The organism is Ruegeria sp. BHSC276 (assembly GCF_059612945.1).
Genome location: NZ_JBXWRP010000001.1, coordinates 586,523 through 607,515, shown reverse-complemented (window position 1 = coordinate 607,515; position 20,993 = coordinate 586,523). Strand labels below are relative to the sequence as shown.

Annotated in this window: 21 protein-coding genes and 1 tRNA gene; 17 read left to right on the top strand and 5 right to left on the bottom strand. The window is 64.2% G+C overall.

Annotation, left to right across the window (positions count from 1 at the left end; genetic code table 11):
- Nucleotides 1–26 precede the first annotated feature (26 nt).
- Nucleotides 27–1,301: an NAD(P)/FAD-dependent oxidoreductase gene (locus AC2FMD_RS02995; protein WP_496743155.1), complete on the top strand. Its 1,275-nt coding sequence runs from the start codon at nt 27–29 to the stop codon at nt 1,299–1,301.
- A gap of 4 nt (nt 1,302–1,305) precedes the next feature.
- Here the strand turns inward: AC2FMD_RS02995 and AC2FMD_RS02990 are convergent, their stop codons facing one another.
- The gene (locus tag AC2FMD_RS02990; RefSeq protein ID WP_496794635.1) at nt 1,306–2,010 is read right to left on the bottom strand and encodes an SDR family oxidoreductase; all 705 of its coding nucleotides are present in this window, start codon (nt 2,008–2,010) and stop codon (nt 1,306–1,308) included.
- A gap of 104 nt (nt 2,011–2,114) precedes the next feature.
- Between AC2FMD_RS02990 and AC2FMD_RS02985 the strand changes: the two genes are divergently transcribed.
- Complete coding sequence (locus AC2FMD_RS02985) at nt 2,115–2,966, top strand: LysR substrate-binding domain-containing protein (RefSeq protein WP_496743152.1); 852 nt, start codon at nt 2,115–2,117, stop codon at nt 2,964–2,966.
- Here AC2FMD_RS02985 and AC2FMD_RS02980 read toward each other — a convergent pair.
- Entirely contained in the window at nt 2,957–3,859 is a 903-nt protein-coding gene (locus AC2FMD_RS02980) for a LysR family transcriptional regulator (protein ID WP_496743150.1), read from the bottom strand. The two genes, AC2FMD_RS02985 and AC2FMD_RS02980, sit on opposite strands and share 10 nt — an antisense overlap.
- A gap of 75 nt (nt 3,860–3,934) precedes the next feature.
- On the opposite strand from AC2FMD_RS02980, the gene AC2FMD_RS02975 reads away from it, so the two are divergent.
- The 5 genes from AC2FMD_RS02975 (at nt 3,935) to AC2FMD_RS02955 (ending at nt 11,109) form a co-directional block, all read left to right on the top strand.
- Complete coding sequence (locus tag AC2FMD_RS02975; protein ID WP_496794634.1) at nt 3,935–7,147, top strand: reductive dehalogenase; 3,213 nt, start codon at nt 3,935–3,937, stop codon at nt 7,145–7,147.
- Nucleotides 7,148–7,273: 126 nt separating this feature from the next.
- Complete coding sequence (locus tag AC2FMD_RS02970; RefSeq protein ID WP_496686772.1) at nt 7,274–8,140, top strand: FAD binding domain-containing protein; 867 nt, start codon at nt 7,274–7,276, stop codon at nt 8,138–8,140.
- The gene (locus AC2FMD_RS02965) at nt 8,137–8,616 is read left to right on the top strand and encodes a (2Fe-2S)-binding protein (RefSeq protein WP_170435415.1); all 480 of its coding nucleotides are present in this window, start codon (nt 8,137–8,139) and stop codon (nt 8,614–8,616) included. Before AC2FMD_RS02970 ends, AC2FMD_RS02965 begins: the two co-directional genes overlap by 4 nt.
- Nucleotides 8,616–10,871 (top strand): xanthine dehydrogenase family protein molybdopterin-binding subunit, encoded by a 2,256-nt coding sequence (locus AC2FMD_RS02960; RefSeq protein WP_496743148.1) that lies wholly within the window; start codon nt 8,616–8,618, stop codon nt 10,869–10,871. Before AC2FMD_RS02965 ends, AC2FMD_RS02960 begins: the two co-directional genes overlap by 1 nt.
- Nucleotides 10,864–11,109, top strand: coding sequence for a MoaD/ThiS family protein (locus AC2FMD_RS02955; RefSeq protein WP_496679068.1), 246 nt, complete (start codon nt 10,864–10,866; stop codon nt 11,107–11,109). The genes AC2FMD_RS02960 and AC2FMD_RS02955 overlap by 8 nt, the downstream gene beginning before the upstream one ends.
- Nucleotides 11,110–11,401: 292 nt before the next feature.
- On the opposite strand, the gene AC2FMD_RS02950 is transcribed toward AC2FMD_RS02955, so the two are convergent.
- Both AC2FMD_RS02950 and AC2FMD_RS02945 read right to left on the bottom strand, forming a co-directional pair.
- Nucleotides 11,402–12,547, bottom strand: a complete 1,146-nt coding sequence (locus AC2FMD_RS02950; RefSeq protein ID WP_496794633.1) for a hypothetical protein — start codon at nt 12,545–12,547, stop codon at nt 11,402–11,404.
- Between the two features lie 92 nt (nt 12,548–12,639).
- A tRNA-Thr gene (locus AC2FMD_RS02945) sits at nt 12,640–12,714 on the bottom strand.
- A gap of 83 nt (nt 12,715–12,797) precedes the next feature.
- Here AC2FMD_RS02945 and AC2FMD_RS02940 point away from each other — a divergent pair.
- The 10 genes from AC2FMD_RS02940 (at nt 12,798) to AC2FMD_RS02895 (ending at nt 19,527) form a co-directional block, all read left to right on the top strand.
- Nucleotides 12,798–12,953, top strand: coding sequence for a hypothetical protein (locus tag AC2FMD_RS02940; protein ID WP_496711525.1), 156 nt, complete (start codon nt 12,798–12,800; stop codon nt 12,951–12,953).
- Between the two features lie 5 nt (nt 12,954–12,958).
- Nucleotides 12,959–14,224 carry a UDP-N-acetylglucosamine 1-carboxyvinyltransferase gene (murA, locus tag AC2FMD_RS02935; RefSeq protein ID WP_496679064.1) on the top strand — a complete coding sequence of 422 codons (1,266 nt, stop codon included), beginning with the start codon at nt 12,959–12,961 and terminating at the stop codon, nt 14,222–14,224.
- Nucleotides 14,224–14,700, top strand: a complete 477-nt coding sequence (locus AC2FMD_RS02930) for a DUF2948 family protein (protein WP_496679062.1) — start codon at nt 14,224–14,226, stop codon at nt 14,698–14,700. The genes murA and AC2FMD_RS02930 overlap by 1 nt, the downstream gene beginning before the upstream one ends.
- The gene (locus tag AC2FMD_RS02925) at nt 14,701–15,243 is read left to right on the top strand and encodes a GNAT family N-acetyltransferase (protein ID WP_496742408.1); all 543 of its coding nucleotides are present in this window, start codon (nt 14,701–14,703) and stop codon (nt 15,241–15,243) included.
- 50 nt (nt 15,244–15,293) lie between these two features.
- Complete coding sequence (hisD, locus tag AC2FMD_RS02920; RefSeq protein ID WP_496742407.1) at nt 15,294–16,595, top strand: histidinol dehydrogenase; 1,302 nt, start codon at nt 15,294–15,296, stop codon at nt 16,593–16,595.
- Between the two features lie 128 nt (nt 16,596–16,723).
- Nucleotides 16,724–17,521 (top strand): hypothetical protein, encoded by a 798-nt coding sequence (locus AC2FMD_RS02915; RefSeq protein ID WP_496686783.1) that lies wholly within the window; start codon nt 16,724–16,726, stop codon nt 17,519–17,521.
- A gap of 83 nt (nt 17,522–17,604) precedes the next feature.
- Nucleotides 17,605–18,084 carry a UPF0262 family protein gene (locus AC2FMD_RS02910; protein ID WP_496679056.1) on the top strand — a complete coding sequence of 160 codons (480 nt, stop codon included), beginning with the start codon at nt 17,605–17,607 and terminating at the stop codon, nt 18,082–18,084.
- A gap of 3 nt (nt 18,085–18,087) precedes the next feature.
- A complete protein-coding gene (locus AC2FMD_RS02905; RefSeq protein ID WP_496686785.1) occupies nt 18,088–18,546 on the top strand; it encodes an arsenate-mycothiol transferase ArsC in 459 nt (152 codons plus the stop codon).
- Nucleotides 18,543–18,941 (top strand): ketosteroid isomerase-related protein, encoded by a 399-nt coding sequence (locus AC2FMD_RS02900; RefSeq protein ID WP_496679054.1) that lies wholly within the window; start codon nt 18,543–18,545, stop codon nt 18,939–18,941. The genes AC2FMD_RS02905 and AC2FMD_RS02900 overlap by 4 nt, the downstream gene beginning before the upstream one ends.
- Entirely contained in the window at nt 18,934–19,527 is a 594-nt protein-coding gene (locus AC2FMD_RS02895) for a GNAT family N-acetyltransferase (protein ID WP_496742405.1), read from the top strand. The genes AC2FMD_RS02900 and AC2FMD_RS02895 overlap by 8 nt, the downstream gene beginning before the upstream one ends.
- Nucleotides 19,528–19,652: 125 nt before the next feature.
- On the opposite strand, the gene AC2FMD_RS02890 is transcribed toward AC2FMD_RS02895, so the two are convergent.
- Nucleotides 19,653–20,624, bottom strand: coding sequence for an adenylate/guanylate cyclase domain-containing protein (locus AC2FMD_RS02890; protein WP_496742404.1), 972 nt, complete (start codon nt 20,622–20,624; stop codon nt 19,653–19,655).
- Between the last annotated feature and the right edge of the window lie 369 nt (nt 20,625–20,993).

Sequence of the window (20,993 nt, the reverse complement as noted above, 5' to 3'; positions counted from 1 at the left end):
GCGTGCGCATTCAAGGACATCCCGCCATGACCACCGACCCGGAAACCAGCCTTTGGGCCAAGACCAGCCGCGAGCGGGTGGACGCCCCGCCGCTGACCGGGTCTGCCACGGTGGACCTCGCCGTGATCGGCGGCGGCTATACGGGCTGCTCGGCGGCGCTGCAGGCGGCGCAGGCGGGGGCGTCGGTCTGCCTGCTCGAGGCACACCAGATCGGCTATGGCGGGTCGGGCCGCAATGTCGGGCTTGCCAATGCCGGACTGTGGCTGCCCCCGGCCGAGATCCGGGGCCATCTGGGCCGCGCGGCGGGCGACCGGCTGATCGCCCTGCTGGCGCAGGCCCCAGCCGAAGTGTTCCGCCTGATCCGTGATCACGCCATCGATTGCGAGCCGGTGCAGGCCGGAACCCTTCACCTGGCCCACTCGCCCAAAGGCCTGCGCGACCTGCAGGCCCGCCACCAACAACTGTCGGCCGATGGCGCGCCGGTCGAGCTGCTGTCGGCGCAGGAAACCGCCCGCCGCACCGGCAGCACCGCCTTTCACGGCGCCATTTTCGACCCGCGCGCCGGGACGATCCAGCCTCTGGCCTATGTGCAGGGCCTCGCCCGCGCAGCGCAGCAGGCCGGGGCGGCGATCCACGCCAACAGCCCGGTGCAGGCCCTGCGCCACGATGGTGATACTTGGCATCTGGACACCCCGCAGGGTTCGGTGCGGGCCAAGGCGCTGATCCAGGCCACCAACGCCTATCACGCGGGGCTGTCCGACACCCGGCAGGCTTATGTGCCGGTCTATTACTTTCAATACGCCACCGACCCGCTGCCCGAGGATATCCGCGCCACTCTGCTGCCGGGGGGCGAGGGGTGCTGGGATACCGGGCTAATCATGACCTCGTTCCGCATGGATCGGGCCGGGCGGCTGGTGATCGGGGCGATGGGCGATCTGGGCCATGCGGGTAGCTTTGCTCATCGCGGTTGGATCACGCGGAAAATGGCGCAGATATACCCCGCGCTGGCCGACCAACCGCTGAAAGACGGCTGGCACGGGCGTATCGCCATGACCTCGGACCATATCCCGAAGCTGGTGCAGATCGGGCCGAACGCGCTGTCGGCGCATGGCTATTCCGGGCGCGGCATCGGGCCGGGCACGGTGTTCGGCCGCATGATGGCCGACAGCCTGCTGTCGGGCGACCCCGCCCGCCTGCCGCTGCCGCCGGTGCCTGCGCACAGCGAAAGCTGGACAGGCCTACGCCGCGCCTTTTTTGAAACCGGCGCGACGCTGACGCATCTGGTTAAGGCGCGATTCTGACCGATCAGACCGAGCGGGTGATCCCGCCATCCACCCGGATGTTCTGCCCGGTGATATAGCCGCCGCCTTCGGAGGCCAGGAACGCGATGACCGAGGCGATCTCGTCATAGCTGCGCCCATAGCGGCCCATGGGGATCTTGGCCTTGAACTCCTCCTTTTCCGGCAGGCTGTCGATGAAGCCGGGCAGGACGTTGTTCATTCGGATGTTCTCGGCGGCGTACCTGTCGGCGAAAAGCTTGGTGAACGCCGCCAACCCGGCCCGGAACACGCCCGAGGTCGGAAAGACCGGGTCCGGCTCGAAGGCCCCAAAGGTCGAGATGTTGATGATCGACCCACCGTCCTGCGCCTGCATGATCGGGGTCACCAGCCGGGTGGGGCGCACGGCATTCAGGAAATAGACCTCCATGCCGCGGTGCCAGTCCTCGTCGCTCAGCTCCAGCACCGGCGCGCGGGGACCGTGCCCGGCCGAGTTCACCAGCACGTCGATCCGCCCCCAATGCGCCATCGCCGCATCCACCAGTTTCTGCAGGTCGTCATTCGACTGGTTCGAGCCGGTCACGCCCACGCCGCCTAGCTGAGCCGCCAACGCCTCGCCCTTGCCGGACGAGGACAGGATGCCCACCTTGAACCCGTCCGCCGCCAGCCGCCGCGCCGCATCCGCGCCCATTCCGCTGCCGCCGGCGGTGATCAGAGCCACTTTGTCCGTCATCTTCGTACTCCGTTTCCATCTGTCGCCAAGATGAAGCGTGGCCGACCGTTTGACCAATCAGTTCTTCTGCCCTATGGCTGTAGAAAATCTACTGTGTGGGCGTCATGGCTGCCCTTCCCCCGCTGAACGCGCTGCGCGCCTTCGAGGCGTCGGCCCGCCACCTGAACTTCAGGCTGGCGGCGCAGGAACTGGGTGTCACCCAAGGGGCAGTGACACAGCAGGTCCGGGGCCTCGAGGCGCGGCTGGGCACTCCGTTGTTCGACCGCCTGCCGCGCGGCCTGCGGCTGACCGAGGCCGGACGGCGGTTCCACGCGCCCCTGCGCCGCGCTTTCCGTCTGATCGAAGAGGCGGTCGATGATCTGTCCGGCCAGCGCCAGATCACCCTGTCGGTCACGCCCAGCTTTGCCTCGAAATGGCTGGTGCCGCGGCTGGGTGATTTCACCGCGCGGCATCCGGATGTCTTAGTGCAGGTCGATGCGCGCGAGCGGCTGGCTGATTTTCAGACGGACGGGGTGGACATCGCGGTCCGGCAGGGCCGCGCACCGTTTGGCGATGGCCTGGTGGCCGAGCCGCTGTTCCCTACCGAATTCGTCGTGGTCGGCAGCCCCGACCTGGCCGCGCAGGTGACATCGGCGCAAGACCTGCTGGCGCATGTACTGCTGAGCGATTCTCATGGCCTTTGGCCGCTGTTTCTGGATCGCGCCGGTGTGCAGGGGCGCCCGAGGATGATGAATTTCAATCAGACCAGTCTGGCCATTGACGCCGCCGTGGCCGGGCAGGGCTTTGCGCTGGCCAATGCGCTACTGGTCGCCGCCGAGCTGACGACGGGGCGGTTGGTGCAACCGCTGGCGCAGGTGTTGCTGGACGGTCTGGGGTTCCATATCGTCACCCCGCGCAAGCCTCGGCAGCCGGATCTTGTGGCGCTGATGCGCGACTGGCTGCGGGCTCAGGCCTGAAGCGTGGCGGCAATCGCCGCGATCCGCCCCCGCAGCCAGCGATGGGCGGGATCGTTGGCGAACCGCTGATGCCAGACCATGTAGATCGAAACCGGCTGACAATCGAAGGGCAGGGGCGCACAGTCCAGTGCCGCCAAAGGCCCTTGTTTCATCAGCGCTGTGTCGGTCGAGATCAGATCGGTGCCCTTCACGAAGGCCGGGATCGCGTTGAAATGCGGTAGAGTCACGGTGGGCGGGCGGATCTGGCTCTGGTCCACGCCGCGCATCACAGCCCGCGCGTTGCGCCCATCGGGAAACCGCACCTCGACATGGTCCGAGGCGCAATAATCGGCCCAGTCGGCGGGCGGGTCGCGCCGTTCGGCGTCGTAGAACACCATCAAACGGCTGCTCACCAGCAGTTTCTGAAAGATGTCGGGACCGTCCGGGGGCAGTGGGCTCAGCATCAGCTGGCACCGGTCGCTGCGCAGCAGTTCCGGGTCAGGCACGCCCGAGGGCATGAACCCCAGCCGCAGCCGCACCCCATCAACCCGCGCCCCGCGCAGCAACTGCGGAAAGATCAGCTCGCGCGGCATGTCGTTGGTGGCGATCTGGACGGTGATCTCTTCGGACAGAGGGTCAAAGGGCCGCTCGTCGGTCAGGGCGCGCATCCCGTCCAGCACCTGCTGTACCGGGTCTTTCAGCGCCAGAGCCCGCTCGGTCGCGCGCAGCCCCTGGCCCGACCGTATGAACAGCGGGTCACCCAGCACTTGCCGCAGCTTGGCCAGCGTGTGGCTGATGGCCGATTGCGTGACGCCCAGCCGGTCAGCGGCCTTCGAGACCGAGTTTTCCTCGAGGATCGTCAGGAAGGTGCGCAGGACCTTGCCGTCTAGGTCCATGAAATCGATTTTCTTCATACCGTTTATTATCTGTCATGAATGGTATTGCTGTTCATGCCGCGCTAGGGGAAGCTTGGCAACAGGAGGCACACGATGGGGATCCGCTTTTTCTCGGACAAGAACCGACCCGTTCACATGGGTCCTTATCCGCTCGAGCGGCTGCGGCGACAGGATACGCTGCCCGATCTGTCGGCGCTGGCCCCGATGTCGGTGCTGAGTTTTGACCGCCCCGAGCAGCCCCACAGCATCGTCAACGCGATGGGCGAGTTTCAGGCGATGCTGGACACCATCCGAGATGGCTTCGTCAATCCGGCCCGAGCCGAGATGCCCCATGACCCGGTCGAGCGCGCCAACCACCTGAAGGCATTCGGTTATTTCAACGATGCCTCGATGATGGGCTGCGGGCCTCTGCCGCCGCAGGCGCTGCTGGATCGGCCCCGGCGCAATCCCGATATCGACCGGCTGGCCCATGCGCTGCAGACCCGGCAGACGAAGACCCTGGCCTCGGGGATCGACATGATCATGGCCGACCTGCGCGACAGCGTGGCAGCCCAGCCCGGGCCAATCACCGCCCATCGCCATGCGATCGTGTTCCTGTACGAACATCACCGCGACCCGGACCCGGCCGAGCCTGGTGCCGAATGGATCTTGGATGCGCAGGACCACCGCGCCTGCCTGCTGGCCACCGAAAACGCGGTGGTGATCGCCAATTACATCCGTCTGTTGGGGTATGACGCGCGGGCGCATTCGGTGATGTCCTCGGACGTGGACCTGCCGCGCCTTGCCGCCGCAGCCGGGTTGGTCTGGGCCGAGGGTGGCACCGCCGTGGCCCCTTGGCTGGGGCATCGGTTTGGCCTGGCCGCTGTGACCACCGAGATGGAAATCGCCCATGATCGCCCGCTGGCCCCGCTCGACCGGCAGCCATGGTTCAGAACCCAAGGCCCCGCGTGGTGGCTGGGCGCTGGCTTTGCCAAAAACGCGCTGAACCGCGACCCTTTCGCCCGCCGCCGCTATGCCGATGGCGCGCACCCGTTCGAAACGCTCAAACGCGTGGACAGCCCGACTACCTATATCGACGAGGCAAACGTGGCCCGCGTGCCCAAACGCGCCGACATGTTCGCGCGGGCGCAGTTCGGCGATATGGGCAAACCGCTGCAGGATGCGGCCAAAGGCGGGCATTACGTCCGAAAATCCGCGCCCAGCTTTGCGCAAAGGCGTGCGCTGGGGGCGTTCGTCCTGCTGCAGGACGGCGACAGCGCCGATGGCCCCAAACCCAATGACGCAGATCGCAACGCCGCCAACCTGAAGGCGGCCAGCTATTTCCTTGGCGTCGATGCCGTGGGCCTCAGCCGGTGCCCCGATTGGGCGTGGTATTCCCACGACGCCACCGGCGAGGAAATCGTGCCGCCCCACGATCAGGTCGTCAGCATGATCATCGACCAGGGTTATGAGACGATGGAGGGCGCCTCGGGCGATGACTGGATCAGCGTCGCCCAGTCGATGCGCGCCTATCTGCGGTTCTCGCTGCTGGGTGGGGTGATCGCCCAGCAGATCCGCAACCTGGGCTACAAGGCCAAGGCGCATACGGTGATGGATGGCGAAGTGCTACAGCCGCCGCTGTTGCTGCTGTCGGGGCTGGGCGAAGTCAGCCGCATCGGCGAGGTCATTCTGAACCCGTTCCTCGGCCCGCGCCTCAAGTCGGGCGTCGTGACGACCGACATGCCGATGGCGCATGACAAGCCCATCGACTTCGGCCTGCAGCGATTCTGCGAGAGCTGCAACAAATGCGCTCGCGAATGCCCCTCGGGGGCGATCACCGCCGGGCCCAAGCTGATGTTCAACGGCTACGAGATCTGGAAATCCGACAGCCAGAAATGCGCCACCTACCGGATCACCACGCCCGGCGGCGCGATGTGCGGGCGCTGCATGAAGACCTGCCCGTGGAACCTCGAAGGCATCTTTGCCGAACGCCCCTTCCGCTGGGCCGCGATGAACATCCCCGCTGCAGCGCCCGCGCTGGCACGGCTGGATGACGCGCTGGGCAATGGCGGGCTGAACGACACCAAGAAGTGGTGGTGGGATCTGGAGCTTCAGTCCGACGGGGCTTATCGCCCCACGAAACACCCGCTGAACCGACGCGATCTGCAAAAGGATCTGGACCTGAAATACGAGGACCAGACGCTGGCCGTCTATCCCGCCCCGCTTGCGCCGCATCCCTGGCCCTATCCCTTTGCGATGGATCGCGAGGCCGGGATCGCCGCCTATCAGGCCATGGTCACGGTCGAGGAATACAAGGCCCGTCTGGCCGCCGGGGATACGTCGGTGGTGCATCGCTACACGATTGCCGGCGACGCCCCGGTCATGCGGGTCGAGGTGACCAAGGTCGAGAAGATGACGCCGTATGTCAGCAAATACGAGTTCTCGGCCCCGGATGGCGCGCCTCTGCCGGAATGGACGGCGGGCGCGCATCTGGACGTGCTGGTGGCCCCCGAGTTCCTGCGCCAGTATTCTATGTCGGGCGACCCCGCGGACCGGTCGAAATACCAGATCGGCGTGCTGCGCGAGAATGAAGGCCGCGGCGGATCGGCCCTGCTGCACCGGATCTTCACGCTGGGCCGCAAGGTGTTCGTGTCAAAACCGATCAACCATTTCGAACTGGACGAAACCGCCACCCGCACCCTGCTGATGGGCGGCGGCATCGGGATTACCCCAATGATCGCCTTCGCCCATCGCCTGCACGCGCTGGGGCGCGATTTCGATCTGCACTATTCCGTCCCCTCACGGGAAAAGGCCGGGTATCTGGCCGATCTGGCCGCCGCGCCCTGGGCGGACCACGTGCATCTGCATGTCTCGGACGAAGGCACCCGCGCCGATCTGGACTCGATCCTGGCGGGCTATCGCGACGGCTGGCATGTCTATACCTGCGGTCCCGACCGGTACATGGAGGCGGTGATGCAGGCTGCCGAACGTCAGGGCTGGCCCGAGGTGGCCCGGCATCTGGAGTATTTCTCGGTGCCCGAGCAGCCCGACTATGAAAACCACCCGTTCACCCTGCGGTTGGCACGGTCAGGGCGTGACCTTGAGGTGCCCGTCGACAAGGACGCGGCGCAGGTGCTGAACGAGGCCGGCATCCATGTCGACGTGAAATGCGCCGATGGCATCTGCGGCGTGTGCAAATGCGGGCTGATCGGGGGCGAGGTCGAGCATCGCGATTTCGTCCTGTCGAACAAGCAGCGGGAATCGGCGCTGATTCTGTGCCAGAGCCGCGCGGCCGAGCCGGGCGGGGTGGTCGAGATCGACCTCTGACCCCGGTCGGAAAGCGACATTTGCAGGCAAAAAAATAGGTCGCGCGGGCCATGGACGCCGCCGCGCGGCTGCTCTAACGTCGCCCCAAACCCAGTGAACCCTGACCAACAGGCGCGAGGTACAATCATGCAATATCACCGCCCCGCCAGCTTTGCCGAAGCTTCGGATCTGGCTGCCCATGCAACGGGCATCACGCGGTTTCTGGCCGGCGGCACCGACGTCTTGGTGCAACTGCGGTCCGAGATCGTGACCCCCGACACCCTGATCGACATCAAGACCATCGACGGGGTGCGCGACATCACCCGCCACGCCGACGGAAGTTGGACGCTGGGCGTGGCCGTCACCGGTGCCGAGATGAACGAACACCCCCAACTGGGCCGAGAGTGGCCTGGTGTGGTCGAGGCGATGGACCTGATCGGCTCGACCCAGATTCAGGGCCGTGCCACGCCGGTTGGCAACCTGTGCAACGGTTCGCCCGCCGCCGATTCCGTTCCGGCCATGGTTGCTGCGGGGGCGAGCGTGACGGTGACCGGCCCCGCGGGCGATCGGGTCGTGGCGGTCGAGGACATCCCGACCGGCCCCGGCAAGACCTCGCTGGCGCAGGGCGAACTGATCTCGGCCCTGCACATCCCGGCGCGGGGCGAGAACGGCGGTGACGCCTATCTGCGCTTCATTCCGCGCACCGAGATGGACATCGCCGTGGTCGGAGTGGGCGTGAACCTGCGCATCGATGGCGACACCATCACCGAGGCCCGTGTTGCGCTGGGCGCCGTGGCGCCTACCGTCCTGCTTGTCGAAGACTGCGCCCGGGCGCTGATCGGCACCACGCTGGACGATGCCGCGTTGGCGGCGCTGGCCGCCGCCGCCTCGGCCGCCTGCAAACCCATCGACGACAAACGCGGCACGATCGAATTCCGCACCGAAGTGGCCGGCGTTCTGGCAAAACGCGCCGCGAAAATCGCCTATGCCCGCGCCAAGGGAGAGACCGCATGACCAAGCATCACGTCACCACCACAGTCAACGGCGACACGGTCGAATACCTGTGCGACGCGCGCGAAACCCTACTGGACTGTCTGCGCGACAAGTTGAACCTGACCGGCGCCAAGGAAGGCTGCGGCACCGGCGATTGCGGGGCCTGCTCGGTCACGCTGGACGGGCGGCTGGTCTGTTCCTGCCTGGTGCTGGGGGTCGAGGCCGAAGGCAAGCAAATCGAAACCATCGAAGGCATGGCCGAGGGCGAAACCCTGCACCCGCTGCAGCGCAAGTTCATCGAACATGCCGCGCTGCAATGCGGGGTCTGCACGCCGGGCGTTCTGGTCGCCGCCAAGGCGCTGCTGGAAAAGAACCCCGACCCGACCGAGGAAGAGGCCCGCTATTGGCTGGCCGGCAACCTGTGCCGCTGCACGGGTTATGACAAGATCATCCGCGCCGTTCTGGACACGGCCGCCGAGCTGCGGGAGGCTTCGTAATGGCACTCGACGATCGCAAGTCGCACTTCACCTTCGTGGGCACCCGCCCGAACCGCCCCGACGGGCTGGACAAGGTCACGGGCCGCGCCCGGTTCGGGGCCGACGTGACCGCGCCGGGCATGCTGTTCGGCGCCATCCTGCGCTCGCCCCACGCCCATGCGCGGATCGTCCGGATCGACACCTCGAAGGCCGAGGCGCATCGGGACGTGAAGGCCGTGGTCACCCGCGCCGATTTCGCCGATGTCCCGTTCAAGCCGGGGCTTGAGGGCGAATTCTGGAACGTTCTGGAAAACGTCATGGCCGGGGAAAAGGCGCTCTATGACGGGCATGCCGTGGCGGCGGTTGCGGCTAGTTCGGCGCTGGCGGCGCGGGATGCGCTCAAGCTGATCGAGGTCGAATACGAGGTGCTGCCCCATGTCACCGACGTGGACAAGGCTATGGCGCCCGACGCACCGGTGATCCGCGAAGGCGCGGCCGATTATTCGGTGCCCGAGGGCATGCATCCCAACGTCGTGCGCTATCACGAAAGCGGTCACGGCGATGTTGAGGCGGGCTTTGCCGAGGCCGATCTGGTGATCGAGGATCACTTCGTCACCGAGGCCACCCACCAGGGCTATATCGAACCGCACGCCTGCCTTGCCTCGCTGGGCGCTGACGGCAAGGGCGAGCTGTGGTGCTGTACGCAGGGCCACTGGATCGTGCAGAAGACCTGTGCCGCGCTGCTGGGGATCGAAACCGCGCAGCTGCGCGTGACCGCATCGGAAATCGGCGGCGGGTTCGGCGGCAAGACCACCGTATTCATCGAACCGGTGGCGCTGGCGCTGTCGCGCAAGGCCAACCGTCCGGTCAAGATCGTGATGTCCCGGTCCGAGGTTCTGAGGGCCACGGGGCCGACTGCCTCGGCCTCGATGGACGTCAAGATCGGCATGAAAAAGGATGGCACCATTACTGCCGCCCAGGGCGTGTTCCGCCTGCAAGGCGGTGCCTTTCCGGGCGCGCCAGGCGACATGACCGCGATGTGCGCCTTTGCCCCCTACAACCTGACCAACGTGCGCCAGGTGGGGTATGACGTGATGTCCAACCGCCCGAAACAGGCCGCCTATCGCGCGCCGGGCGCGCCGATGGGGGCGTTTGCGGTAGAATCGGTCATCGACGAGCTGTGCAAGAAACTGGGTCTCGACCCGGTCGATGTGCGCCTGAAGAACGCCGCGCGCGAGGGCACCAAGGCCAGCTATGGCCCCACCTATGACCGGATCGGCCTGGTCGAGACGCTCGAAGCCGCCAAAGCTCACCCGCATTATTCCGCGCCGTTGAAGCCGGGGCAGGGGCGGGGCATCGCCTGCGGGTTCTGGTTCAACCACGGGGGCGAGACCTCGGTGTCGCTGGCCCTGTCCGAGGACGGCTCGGCGCAGCTGATGGTCGGTACGCCCGATATCGGCGGCTCGCGCGCGTCGATGGCGCTGATGGCGGCCGAAGTGCTGGGCATCCCGTACGAGAACATCCGCGTGACCATCGCCGACACCGCCACGCTGGGTTACAACGACGTCAGCCACGGCTCGCGCGTGACCTATGCCAGCGGTCTGGCCACGATAAAGGCGGCGCAGCACGCGGTCGAGAAACTGTGCGAACGCGCGGCGGCCAAATGGGGCATCCCCGTGGACGCGGTGAAATGGGAAAACGGCTGCGCGGTGCCATCCGGCCCCAACGCGGGCGACTTCGACCCGCTGCCGCTGGCCGAGATCACCGCTGACATGGGGCGCACCGGCGGCCCGATCTCGGGCCATTTCGAGGCGACCCCCGAAGGCGCAGGCGTGTCGTTCGGCACCCATATCGTCGATGCCGAGGTCGATCCCGAAACCGGCAAGACCTCGATCACCCGCTACACGGTCATCCAGGACGCGGGCAAGGCGATCCACCCCGCCTATGTCGAGGGCCAGTACCAGGGCGGCGCGGCGCAGGGCATCGGCTGGGCGCTGAACGAGGAATACATCTATGGCGAGGATGGCCGGCTGCAGAACCCGGTGTTCCTCGACTACCGCATTCCGGTGGCCAGCGACCTGCCGATGATCGACACGGTGATCGTCGAAGTGCCCAACCCCGGCCACCCGTTCGGCGTGCGCGGTGTGGGTGAAACCGGCATCGTGCCGCCGCTGGCGGCCATCGCGAATGCGGTTTCGAACGCGGCGGGCGTGCGGATGCGGCAACTGCCGATGTCGCCGCCGCGCATTCTGGCCGCGCTCAAGGACAATGGTTGAGGTCCATCTCTGGTCCGGCCTCCGGTCTCTGACCGGGGGTCAGGAGGTGGTCGAGGTTGAGGCCGAGACAACCGGCGAGCTGCTGCGCGAACTGGTGCGTCTCCATCCGCAATTGCAGGCGCCGATCGATGCGGGCGTGTCTATTGCCGTCAATGGCAGGATCATTGCAGCGGGTCTGTCCGAACCCATTCCCGACGGGGCCGAGGTCTATCTGATGCAGAGGTTGCGGGGCGGCTAGGCGGGGAAAGACACGGTCATTTCGGCGACAGGGCCTGATGATCGGTCCTTCCCCTGACCCTGCCGAAGTACCCCCTCGTTAAAAAAACACCATAAAACAGATCAGCAGGGGTGAGTTCCACCTGTATCCGAATATGGGCATATGTGGTGCCGAAAGGTGTCATAATTTTGTGATTTTGCCCGTTTGCATCCTGACGTAGCGTCAACATGACGCTTCGGTTCGTCATGGCCAGCGCGCTGCTTGAATCTGGCGGATGCAGAGGCAAACCGTGCGATTTTGGCGCGGAAATTGGTCAGTCTGCGGCCCGTTTTCCAAAGATCCGTGTAAACCAGCCTCTATTTTTCTGCGGAGGTGCAGCAATCGGTTCGGGGCTGGTTGCCGGCTGGTAGTCCTTGAAGATTTCAAAACCCTGCTGGGCAGTGTTCAAGGCGCTTTGCAGAAGCCTTTCTTCTTCGGGGTCAAATATACCTCGGGCGGCATTCTGGAATGCCTGGGCAAAAGGCTGGTCAATATTCAGATGGTCAGGTGCAGGTTTCTGTTTCGTGGTCGCCTGCAGCGAGACGTTGAACCGTGCCTCGATCAGGGGGCGTTCTTCGTCCCATTTTGCAAGCACATCGTCAAAGACCTTGGCGGGAAGAAAGGTCTTCTTCGAATCGTCGACTTCGTCCCCGACGCTGAAGAACCGGGACTGGCTTTCATCGTTGCGCTTCTTGTTGAACACACCCAGTTCTTTTCGGCAGCCCATCAGCACAAGTCCGGTCTTGTAGCCGAATGATTTGGTGTTGGCGTATTGTTCCGGCCCGTCTTCCAGATGCGGGATGTTCAGAGCCTGACAGAAGTCGCGCACGACTCCGGTCCGGGCCGCCTGTTCGTAGGAGCGAACCAGCGTCGTTCCGTGCCGAGCATATTCTGTGAGCGAGTCTATATATCCATACTGAACATATCGTCTGGCAAATCCCGGCAGAGACTTCAAAAACCGGGAATACGGGTCATCGCTTCCGGTGATGCTTTGCAATACTCTGGAGTTGATGAAGTCAACGGGGTGGCGCAGGTAGGCCAGAAAAATGACTTCGATGTTTTTGGGCAGGCCGGAAAATACTTCGGTACGAAGGCCTTGCACAGAATTGAAGAGGGTCTCATCCGAGATCAGAAAAGAGTGCAAGTGTTCGGACACGGCAAACTCGCGAAGTTCCTGTGCCCAATCGATCGATGTGGCCGGGACGTCCCGCCTGGGCGTTTTGAAAAAATACTCTGACCCGTCAATTTGGGGGACGCCAATCGGGTTTCCATTTGCACCTTTCGGGCGCCCGGACAGATCGAACGGAAAGGCGATGCCTGCCTCCCGCAGCTGCGGAGCATGTCTGACAAGGTACCTTTGAATGGATGTCGTGCCCGTTTTGGGCAGCCCCACATGAAAAACAAGACGTTTCGGAGTCATGGAAATACCTCTGCTGCGGGTTGGGTACAGCACCACACCGAGCCGCGCAAGCTACGCCGCAACACGTCTAAATCCTGCAATTTCAAGAGAGATGGTGCTGCTGGAGAGAATTGAACTCTCGACCTCTCCCTTACCAAGGGAGTGCTCTACCTCTGAGCTACAGCAGCGCTGTGGGCGGGTGATTAGACTCAAACGAAACGGGGCGCAAGGGTCTCTGGACGGTTTTTTTCACCTCCTGTAGAGAAAGATCATGTCAGACAAAAATTCACCCAAAAAACACGGCAAATCCGGCGATACGCGCGAGGATCGGCTCAAGGCCGCTCTCAAGGCGAATCTCGCGCGGCGCAAGGCGCAGGCCAAGGCGCGGGCGGGCTCGGACGGCAAGGCCGGTCAGGACAAGGGCTAGAGCAGATGGATTCGATTCTTGTAACGGGCAACGGGCCGCTTCATGGCCGAATCCCGATCGCGGGGGCAAAGAATGCCTGCCTCACACTGATGCCGGCCACGCTGCTCAGCGAAGAACCGCTCACGCTGACCAACGCGCCGCGTCTGAGCGACATCAAGACCATGACCGCGCTGCTGCAGTCGCTGGGGGCCGAGGTGTCGGCCCTGCAGGACGGGCAGGTTCTGGCGATGTCCAGCCACGACCTGACCAGCCACACCGCCGATTACGAGATCGTGCGCAAGATGCGTGCCTCGAACCTCGTTCTGGGGCCGCTCTTGGCGCGATTCGGTCAGGCAGTGGTTTCGCTGCCGGGCGGCTGCGCCATCGGGGCGCGGCCGATGGACCTGCATGTCGAAGGGCTGGAAGCCCTGGGCGCTGAGATTGAGCTCAAGGACGGCTACTTGCACGCCAAGGCGCCGAACGGGCTGAAGGGCGCGGTGCATGAAATGCGCTTTGCGTCGGTGGGGGCCACCGAGAACATCGTGATGGCCGCGACGCTGGCCAAGGGCACGACGGTTCTGAAAAACGCCGCGCGCGAACCCGAGATCGTCGATCTGGTGCAATGCCTGCGCAAGATGGGCGCGCAGATTCAGGGCGAGGGGACCTCGACCATCGAGATTCAGGGCGTCGACCGGCTGCATGGCGCGACGCACCAGGTGGTGACCGACCGGATCGAACTGGGCACCTACATGCTGGCCCCCGCCATCTGCGGCGGCGAAGTCGAGCTGCTGGGTGGCCGCCTGTCGCTGGTCGAATCCTTCGTGGAAAAGCTGACTGCCGCCGGGGTCGATGTCGAGGAAACCGAACAGGGCCTGAAGGTCTCGCGCAGGAATGGCCGGGTGCGTGCGGTCGACGTGGTGACCGAGCCGTTCCCCGGCTTTCCCACCGATCTGCAGGCGCAGATGATGGCGCTGATGTGCACGGCCGATGGGGTTTCGGTGCTGGAGGAGCGGATTTTCGAGAACCGCTTCATGCACGCCCCGGAACTGGTGCGGATGGGCGCGCAGATCGAGGTGCATGGCGGCACTGCGACGGTGACCGGGGTCGAGCGCCTGAAGGGCGCGCCGGTGATGGCCACCGATCTGCGGGCCTCGGTCTCGCTGATCCTGGCCGGTCTGGCGGCCGAGGGCGAAACACTTGTCAGCCGGGTCTATCATCTTGACCGCGGATATGAGCATGTGGTCCGCAAGCTGGAAGGCGTGGGCGCCAAAATCGAACGGATCAAGGGCTGATGGCAGACGCAACATTCGAAGACGGGCGCGAGGCGCCGCTGAACCTGGGCGCGTTGGACGCCGACGACCTGCGGGTGATCGCGGCGCTGGGGCAGGATGCCGTCTTTCCGGCCAGCGAGATGACCTGGCAACCGGCCCGCCGCCGCTTCGCCCTGCTGCTCAACCGCTTCCGCTGGGAAGACAAGGAGGCCGCCGAGCGCCGCGACCGCCCCTACGAGCGGGTGCAGTCGGTGCTGGTGTTCGATTCGGTCCTGGCGGTGGCCAGCCAGGGCATCAACCGGTCCGACAAAGACCTGATCCTGTCGCTGCTGGATATCGAGTTCCACCCGGCCGAGGACGGTGCTGGCGAGGTGCTGCTGACGCTGGCCGGCGATGGCGCGATTCGTCTGACGGTCGAGGCGCTCGAGGCCACGCTCAGGGACGTCACGCGCCCGTACCGCGCGCCCTCGGGGCATGCGCCCAAGCACCCGGTCTAGGTGAGGAACAAGCGCGGGATATCCCAGACCTTCTCGGGTGCGCCGAAAGGCGCTGAAATTCGCCGTGCCACCGTGTTCGACGTGTTCGAGATGAACCGGGTTCTGACCCGCTCGATCGAGAGGCTCTGCACCAAGGATCACGGCAACGCCCCGGACGTGATTGCCCGCTGGACGGCGAACAAGACCCCGCAGGCGCTGCGGGACGACCTGCCGAACTCGGATGGCGAGGTCTGGCTGTTGCTGGGGGATGGCAGGCTGGCCTCGGTCGGGGCGCTGGGCGAGGTTGAGCCGGGGCGGGGCACCGGGCGGATCACCCTCAACTATGTTGACCCGGATTTCCTGGGGCAGGGCGCAAGCTCTGCCATGCTCTCGCATCGCGAATCGCGCCTCTCGGCCCTCGGCGTGACCGAGGCGCGTGTCACCAGCACCGCCACCGCGCGCCGGTTCTACTTGTCGCGCGGGTGGGTGGACACAGGACCGCCGGGCGCTGGATCGTCGGATACCCGATGCGCAAATCGCTGCACCCCTGATCTAAGCCCTTGAGGCGCGGGCCGCCCCCGGATATTCCCCGCAGGACTGCCGGAGACACCATCATGCCCGTTTTCCTTGATACCACTGCGCCCGACTTCGAAACCGCCTTCGCCGACCTGCTCTCGGCCAAGCGCGAGGACAGCCCGGACGTGGACGCGGTCGTCGCGCAGATCATAGCGGACGTTCGGTCGCGCGGTGATGCTGCCGTGATCGAGCTGACCGCGAAATTCGACCGGCTGGAGCTGACGCCGGAAACGCTGGCCTTCACGGCCGGGGAAATCGATGCCGCGATCGAAGGCGTCTCGGCCGAGGACCGCGCGGCGCTGGAACTGGCCGCCGGGCGCATCCGCGCCTATCACGAACGCCAGATGCCGCAGGACCGTGAATGGATCGACGAGGCGGGCGCGACCCTTGGCTGGCGCTGGTCGGCGGTGTCCGCCGCGGGGCTTTACGTGCCGGGCGGGCTGGCCTCTTACCCGTCCTCGGTGTTGATGAACGCGATCCCGGCCAAGGTTGCGGGGGTCGAGCGGCTGGCTATCGCGGTTCCGACGCCAGACGGACAGGTCAATCCGCTGGTCCTGCTGGCCGCGCGCCTGTCGGGCGTCGATGAAATCTACCGCATCGGCGGCGCGCAGGCGATTGCGGCGCTGGCCTATGGCACCAAAACCATCGCGCCGGTGGACAAGATCACCGGACCGGGCAACGCCTTTGTCGCGGCGGCCAAGCGGCGGGTGTTCGGCAAGGTGGGCATCGACATGATCGCGGGGCCGTCCGAGATCCTGGTGATCGCCGACAGGGACAACGATCCCGACTGGATCGCGCTGGACCTGCTCAGCCAGGCCGAGCATGACGAAAGCGCCCAGTCCATCCTGATCACCGACGACGCCGCTTTCGGCCGCGCGGTGGCCGAGGCGGTGGACAAGCGGCTGGAAACGCTCGAGCGCCGCGCGATCGCCGGGGCCAGCTGGCGCGACTATGGCGCCATCATCACCGTGCGCGATCTGGACGAGGCCGCGGCCCTGTCGAACCGCATCGCGCCGGAACACCTGGAACTGTGCGTGGCTGATCCGGTGGCGCTCAGCCAAAAGACGATCCACGCCGGCGCCATTTTCCTGGGCCAGTACACGCCCGAGGCCATCGGCGACTATGTCGGCGGCCCGAACCATGTGCTGCCCACCGCGCGTTCGGCGCGGTTCTCGTCGGGCCTTTCGGTTATGGATTTCCTCAAGCGCACCACGCTCAGCCGCATGACGCCCGAGGCTCTGCGTGCCATTGGCCCGGCGGCCGAGCAGCTTGCGCAGTCGGAAAGCCTTGAGGCGCACGGGCTATCGGTGGGGGCGCGGCTCAAGCGGCTGAACGGCTGATCTAGGGACAATTGCGGTGGGGTCACATCCGGCCCGGGACTGCCGCGGCCGGCGCAAAACCACTTGCGGTGGTCGTCCGACCCGTGCGTTTTAACCGGTGATGTCTTAGGACAAACCCGGAGCCGAAATTGGAACGTGTCGCAACCCTCTGGATCGGAGAGCGCTTCAGCTTTCTGGAGCATCTGTGCCTGAAGTCCTTTGCCGATCTCGGCCAGACTCCGATCGTTTATCATTATGGCGAGTTGCAGGACATTCCGAGTTACGTCGAGGCCCGCGACGCACGCGAGATTTTCGATACGCCCGAGATCTATCGCGATCCGATCACGCGGTCGGTCGCCGTGCACGCGGACCTGTTCCGCCTGAAACTGCTGCAGCAGACCGACCAGATATGGGTCGATGCCGACGCCTATGCGGTCAAACCTTTCCAGACCGATCAGGGCTATTTGTTTCCAGCGGCCAACCGCAGGCGGCAACGCATCATGAATGGCGTTCTTGCCCTGCCGATCGACAGCCCGGCCCTGGCCGAAATGTGCGCCTTTGCCTTTGACGGCGATCTGGTGCCGCCCTGGTGGCCCGAGGAACAGCAGCGCGCCTATCTTCAGATCTTCGGGCGCTCGACCTACTGGAGCCTGCCGATCTTCAGCTTTGGCCCGCCGATGTTGTTTCACTACCTTTTTCCGACGCCGGAACATGCCAAGGCCGTCTCGCGGAAATCGCTGTATGCGATTCCGCTGCGCCACCGGGCACTGTGGAACGAGCCGGATCAGGACAAGCTTGAGTTCCTGGACTGGCAGAACCAAACTTCGATCCATTTCTACGGGTCCTGGTTCCGCAAGATATTCAAGGACCGCGACATCAATCCCGGCTCGCTGGTTGACACCTTGCTGCGCAAGCACGGCATCGACCCCAACGATCACCCCATCTAACCTTGCGTCCGGCCGGTTTCGCGCGTTGTCCCGCGGGCATAGGTGCGCTAGGTCTGGCCTGACCTGAACGGAAGTCGATGACCATGACCCGCATTTCGCATATCGAACTGGACGATCGAAACCTGCCGCCGCCCACACCGGAAATCGAGCAGGAGCGCAAGGTCGCCATCTATGATCTGCTCGAGGAAAACTCGTTCACGCTGCCCAAGCGCGACGACCGAGTGGTGCCCGATGGCCCCTATCACCTGCAGCTGTCGATCCGCGACAAGCGGCTGGTGTTCGACGTCAGCACCGAAGATAGCCAGAAAGCCGCCGAGTTCCACCTGTCGCTGGGCCCGTTCCGGCAGGTGGTCAAGGACTACTTCCAGATCTGCGAAAGCTACTTCGATGCGGTAAAGACCCTGCCGCCCAGCCAGATCGAAACCATCGACATGGCCCGGCGCGGCATCCACAACGAAGGCAGTCGGGTCCTGCAGGAACGGCTGGAGGGCAAGGCCGAGATCGACGCCGATACCGCCCGCCGCCTGTTCACGCTGATCTGCGTGCTGCATTTCGGAGGTTGACGGGTGAAGCCTCTGCCGCATTCGGTCCTGTTCTGCTGCGACCACAACGCGGTGCGCTCGCCCATGGCCGAAGGTATCATGAAGAAATTCTATGGCACGGGCACCTACGTGCAGTCGGCCGGTGTGCGCAACGACTTGGAAATCGACGGGTTCAGCATCGCCGTCTGCCAAGAGATCGACGTGGAACTGTCACGCCACCGGTCGCGGTCGTTCGACGAGATGCAGGAATGGGGCGACGATCTCAGCTCCTTCGATCTGATCGTGGCCCTGTCGCCAGCCAGCCAGCGCAAGGCGCTGGAACTGACGCGGGTTTTTCACCTGGATGTCGAATACTGGCCAATAATGGACCCTACCGGACTGGGCGAGACGCGCGAAGAAAAGCTACACCACTACCGTCAGACCCGCGATCAGATCATCAAGCACCTGAAGGATCGCTGGGGGGAACCTACGGAGATCGCATGACCCAGACTGTCCAAGCCTATTTCGATGCCTTCAACGCCGGGGATGTGGCCGGCATGCTGACCTGCCTGTCCGACGACGTGGCCCATCACGTGAACGAAGGCCAGATCCGCGTCGGCAAAGACAAATTCGCCGAATTCTGCGCGCATATGAACCGCTGCTATCGCGAGACCCTGACCGACATTGTGGTCTTCGAGGCAGAGGGCGGCACCCGCGCCGCCGCCGAATACATCGTTATCGGCACCTATCTGGAAACCGATGCCGGCCTGCCTGCGGCCTCGGGTCAGACCTATCGCCTGCCCGCCGGGTCGTTCTTTGACCTCGAGGACGGCAAGATCACCCGTGTGACCACCTATTACAACCTGGCTGACTGGGTGAAGCAGGTGTCGGGTGGCTGAGGTCACTGCCGTCCGCGCCCTGACCGGCGAGGCGTTGTCGGCGGCGCTGGACGACGTGGCGCGGCTGCGCATCTCGGTGTTCCGCGATTGGCCCTATCTCTATGACGGCGATCTGGACTATGAGCGCAGATACCTGCAATCCTACCGCGACAGCGACCGGGCGATCGTCGTCGGCGCCTTTGACGGCGACCGGCTTGTGGGGGCCGCGACCGGCGCGCCGCTTGCCGACCATGCCGAGGATTTCGCAGCCGCTTTCGACGGCACCGGGCTGGAGTTGTCGCAGATCTTCTACTGCGCCGAATCCGTACTGCTACCCGAGTATAGGGGGCAGGGCGTCGGACATGCGTTCTTTGATCTGCGCGAGGGTCACGCGCGGGGCTTGGGCTTCGCCAAGTCTGCCTTCTGCGGCGTGCAGCGTCCGGACGACCACCCGATGCGGCCCGCAACCTACCGCCCACTGGACGATTTCTGGCGCGCGCGCGGGTACAGTCCGCTGCCCGGGGTGATCGCCCAGTTCTCGTGGAAGGATCTGGGCGAGGCATCGGAAACCCAAAAGCCTTTGCAGTTCTGGATCAGGGATTTGTGAGGCGGCTCTGCACAAGCTTTCAGGTGTTTCGATCAAGCATGGATCTTGGAGTTCGGATGAACGACCGCTGTGCAGGCGTTTCGTTCATTCGGCGATGACCACATTCGGCCTGCGCAACGTCAAATTCACCGTTTCCATTCCAGCCTATGAAGCAAATGTTTTCCTTCAAAGCCCTTGAAAAACACTGATACGGGCCCTGAAAACGTCATGTCCCGAGCGTCTCCAGCCATGGTGCATGTGACGTCGGACACCAAGATCTGACCAGCGGAGGCCATGGTTGTTATCCTGGCCGCCTTGTTTACTACAGCACCAAAGAAGTCACCGCGATTCTGAACGACTTCTCCGGTGTGGATGCCGATGCGCAAACCAAGTTGCGGGTCCTGATTTTGGGAAACAACGGCCTTCTGCATTTCAACGGCAGCTTTCAAGGCTTGCTGTGCCGAAGGGAAGCTCGACAACGTGCCATCTCCAAGGGATTTCACGAACTGACCGCCCTGCGCCTCCACGATGTCTGCAATATCGCGAAAGTGGTCATTGATCAGGCTCGACCAGCGTGCATCGCCCAACGCAGCCGCCAATTCCGTGCTGGCTTCCAGATCGGTGAACAGGATCGAAGCCAATCCCTCAGACTGTTTCAGTTCAGGGCCTTCGTCTCTCGCCGCATCGACCAGCCGCTGTATTGCTGTTTGTTCCGTGCCCATATGAACAGCGTTCGGTACTGGTGCAGAACCATGTCGCTGAACTATTTTCCACCGGGCCCCATCCAAAACAAACACGTATGTTTCGCGTTGAAGGCTGGGTTCGGGCAAACCTGAAAAGTGGACCCGGTAAACGAAAGACGCCCAGCCGGTTTCGCCGTTCTCGAACGCCTCGGCCTCGATTTCTTCCACGGCAAGTATGTCAGGCACTTCGCTGAAAAAGTCGGCAACCCCTTCGCTTACAACCGAACCGTTCCAATATTCGTTCTCGGCCGTGCCAATGAAGCGCATTTCTTCGGCGGTAGAGAAAAAGCCCGGCAGAATTTCGGTGTTGCGGGTGAGGATGGCCTGATGCATCCGGCGCGAAATCGCAAGCAACTCTGGAGACGGCCGTATCATCTTGCTGTGTACGGCGGTCTGAGCAGATTTGTGGCTTCGCGTTCTGGCACAATCAACTCCGATGGGATTACTCAGACTATGCTGATGGTCAGCGTTTCACCAATCAAGGTTTATTTGTTCCGGAGAATCGATGGTGTCGGCGTCGATCTCACATCAGCATTGGCGCTTTCTTCGTATCGATCAGGGCAATTCATCTATACACCTCTCGCCTGTAGCCCATAGCTTTGCCGGACCTGTTTCTGCGGCGGGGCCGGCAGGGTCCAGTCGAAATCTGCGATCGAGAACGCCCTTTAAGGGTTCGAGGAAGGGCCCCTAAATGACAAAACAAAGCGTCTTGGCAAAGCCGATCCTGGCATGGGGCGGATCCAG

Bases quoted from the DNA above. Each gene is read 5' to 3' on its own strand.
- AC2FMD_RS02995 (WP_496743155.1), top strand. From the start codon at position 27: ATGACCACCGACCCGGAAACCAGCCTTTGGGCCAAGACCAGCCGCGAG.
- AC2FMD_RS02990 (WP_496794635.1), bottom strand. From the start codon at position 2,010: ATGACGGACAAAGTGGCTCTGATCACCGCCGGCGGCAGCGGAATGGGC.
- AC2FMD_RS02985 (WP_496743152.1), top strand. From the start codon at position 2,115: ATGGCTGCCCTTCCCCCGCTGAACGCGCTGCGCGCCTTCGAGGCGTCG.
- AC2FMD_RS02980 (WP_496743150.1), bottom strand. From the start codon at position 3,859: ATGAAGAAAATCGATTTCATGGACCTAGACGGCAAGGTCCTGCGCACC.
- AC2FMD_RS02975 (WP_496794634.1), top strand. From the start codon at position 3,935: ATGGGGATCCGCTTTTTCTCGGACAAGAACCGACCCGTTCACATGGGT.
- AC2FMD_RS02970 (WP_496686772.1), top strand. From the start codon at position 7,274: ATGCAATATCACCGCCCCGCCAGCTTTGCCGAAGCTTCGGATCTGGCT.
- AC2FMD_RS02965 (WP_170435415.1), top strand. From the start codon at position 8,137: ATGACCAAGCATCACGTCACCACCACAGTCAACGGCGACACGGTCGAA.
- AC2FMD_RS02960 (WP_496743148.1), top strand. From the start codon at position 8,616: ATGGCACTCGACGATCGCAAGTCGCACTTCACCTTCGTGGGCACCCGC.
- AC2FMD_RS02955 (WP_496679068.1), top strand. From the start codon at position 10,864: ATGGTTGAGGTCCATCTCTGGTCCGGCCTCCGGTCTCTGACCGGGGGT.
- AC2FMD_RS02950 (WP_496794633.1), bottom strand. From the start codon at position 12,547: ATGACTCCGAAACGTCTTGTTTTTCATGTGGGGCTGCCCAAAACGGGC.
- AC2FMD_RS02940 (WP_496711525.1), top strand. From the start codon at position 12,798: ATGTCAGACAAAAATTCACCCAAAAAACACGGCAAATCCGGCGATACG.
- murA (WP_496679064.1), top strand. From the start codon at position 12,959: ATGGATTCGATTCTTGTAACGGGCAACGGGCCGCTTCATGGCCGAATC.
- AC2FMD_RS02930 (WP_496679062.1), top strand. From the start codon at position 14,224: ATGGCAGACGCAACATTCGAAGACGGGCGCGAGGCGCCGCTGAACCTG.
- hisD (WP_496742407.1), top strand. From the start codon at position 15,294: ATGCCCGTTTTCCTTGATACCACTGCGCCCGACTTCGAAACCGCCTTC.
- AC2FMD_RS02910 (WP_496679056.1), top strand. From the start codon at position 17,605: ATGACCCGCATTTCGCATATCGAACTGGACGATCGAAACCTGCCGCCG.
- AC2FMD_RS02900 (WP_496679054.1), top strand. From the start codon at position 18,543: ATGACCCAGACTGTCCAAGCCTATTTCGATGCCTTCAACGCCGGGGAT.
- AC2FMD_RS02890 (WP_496742404.1), bottom strand. From the start codon at position 20,624: ATGATACGGCCGTCTCCAGAGTTGCTTGCGATTTCGCGCCGGATGCAT.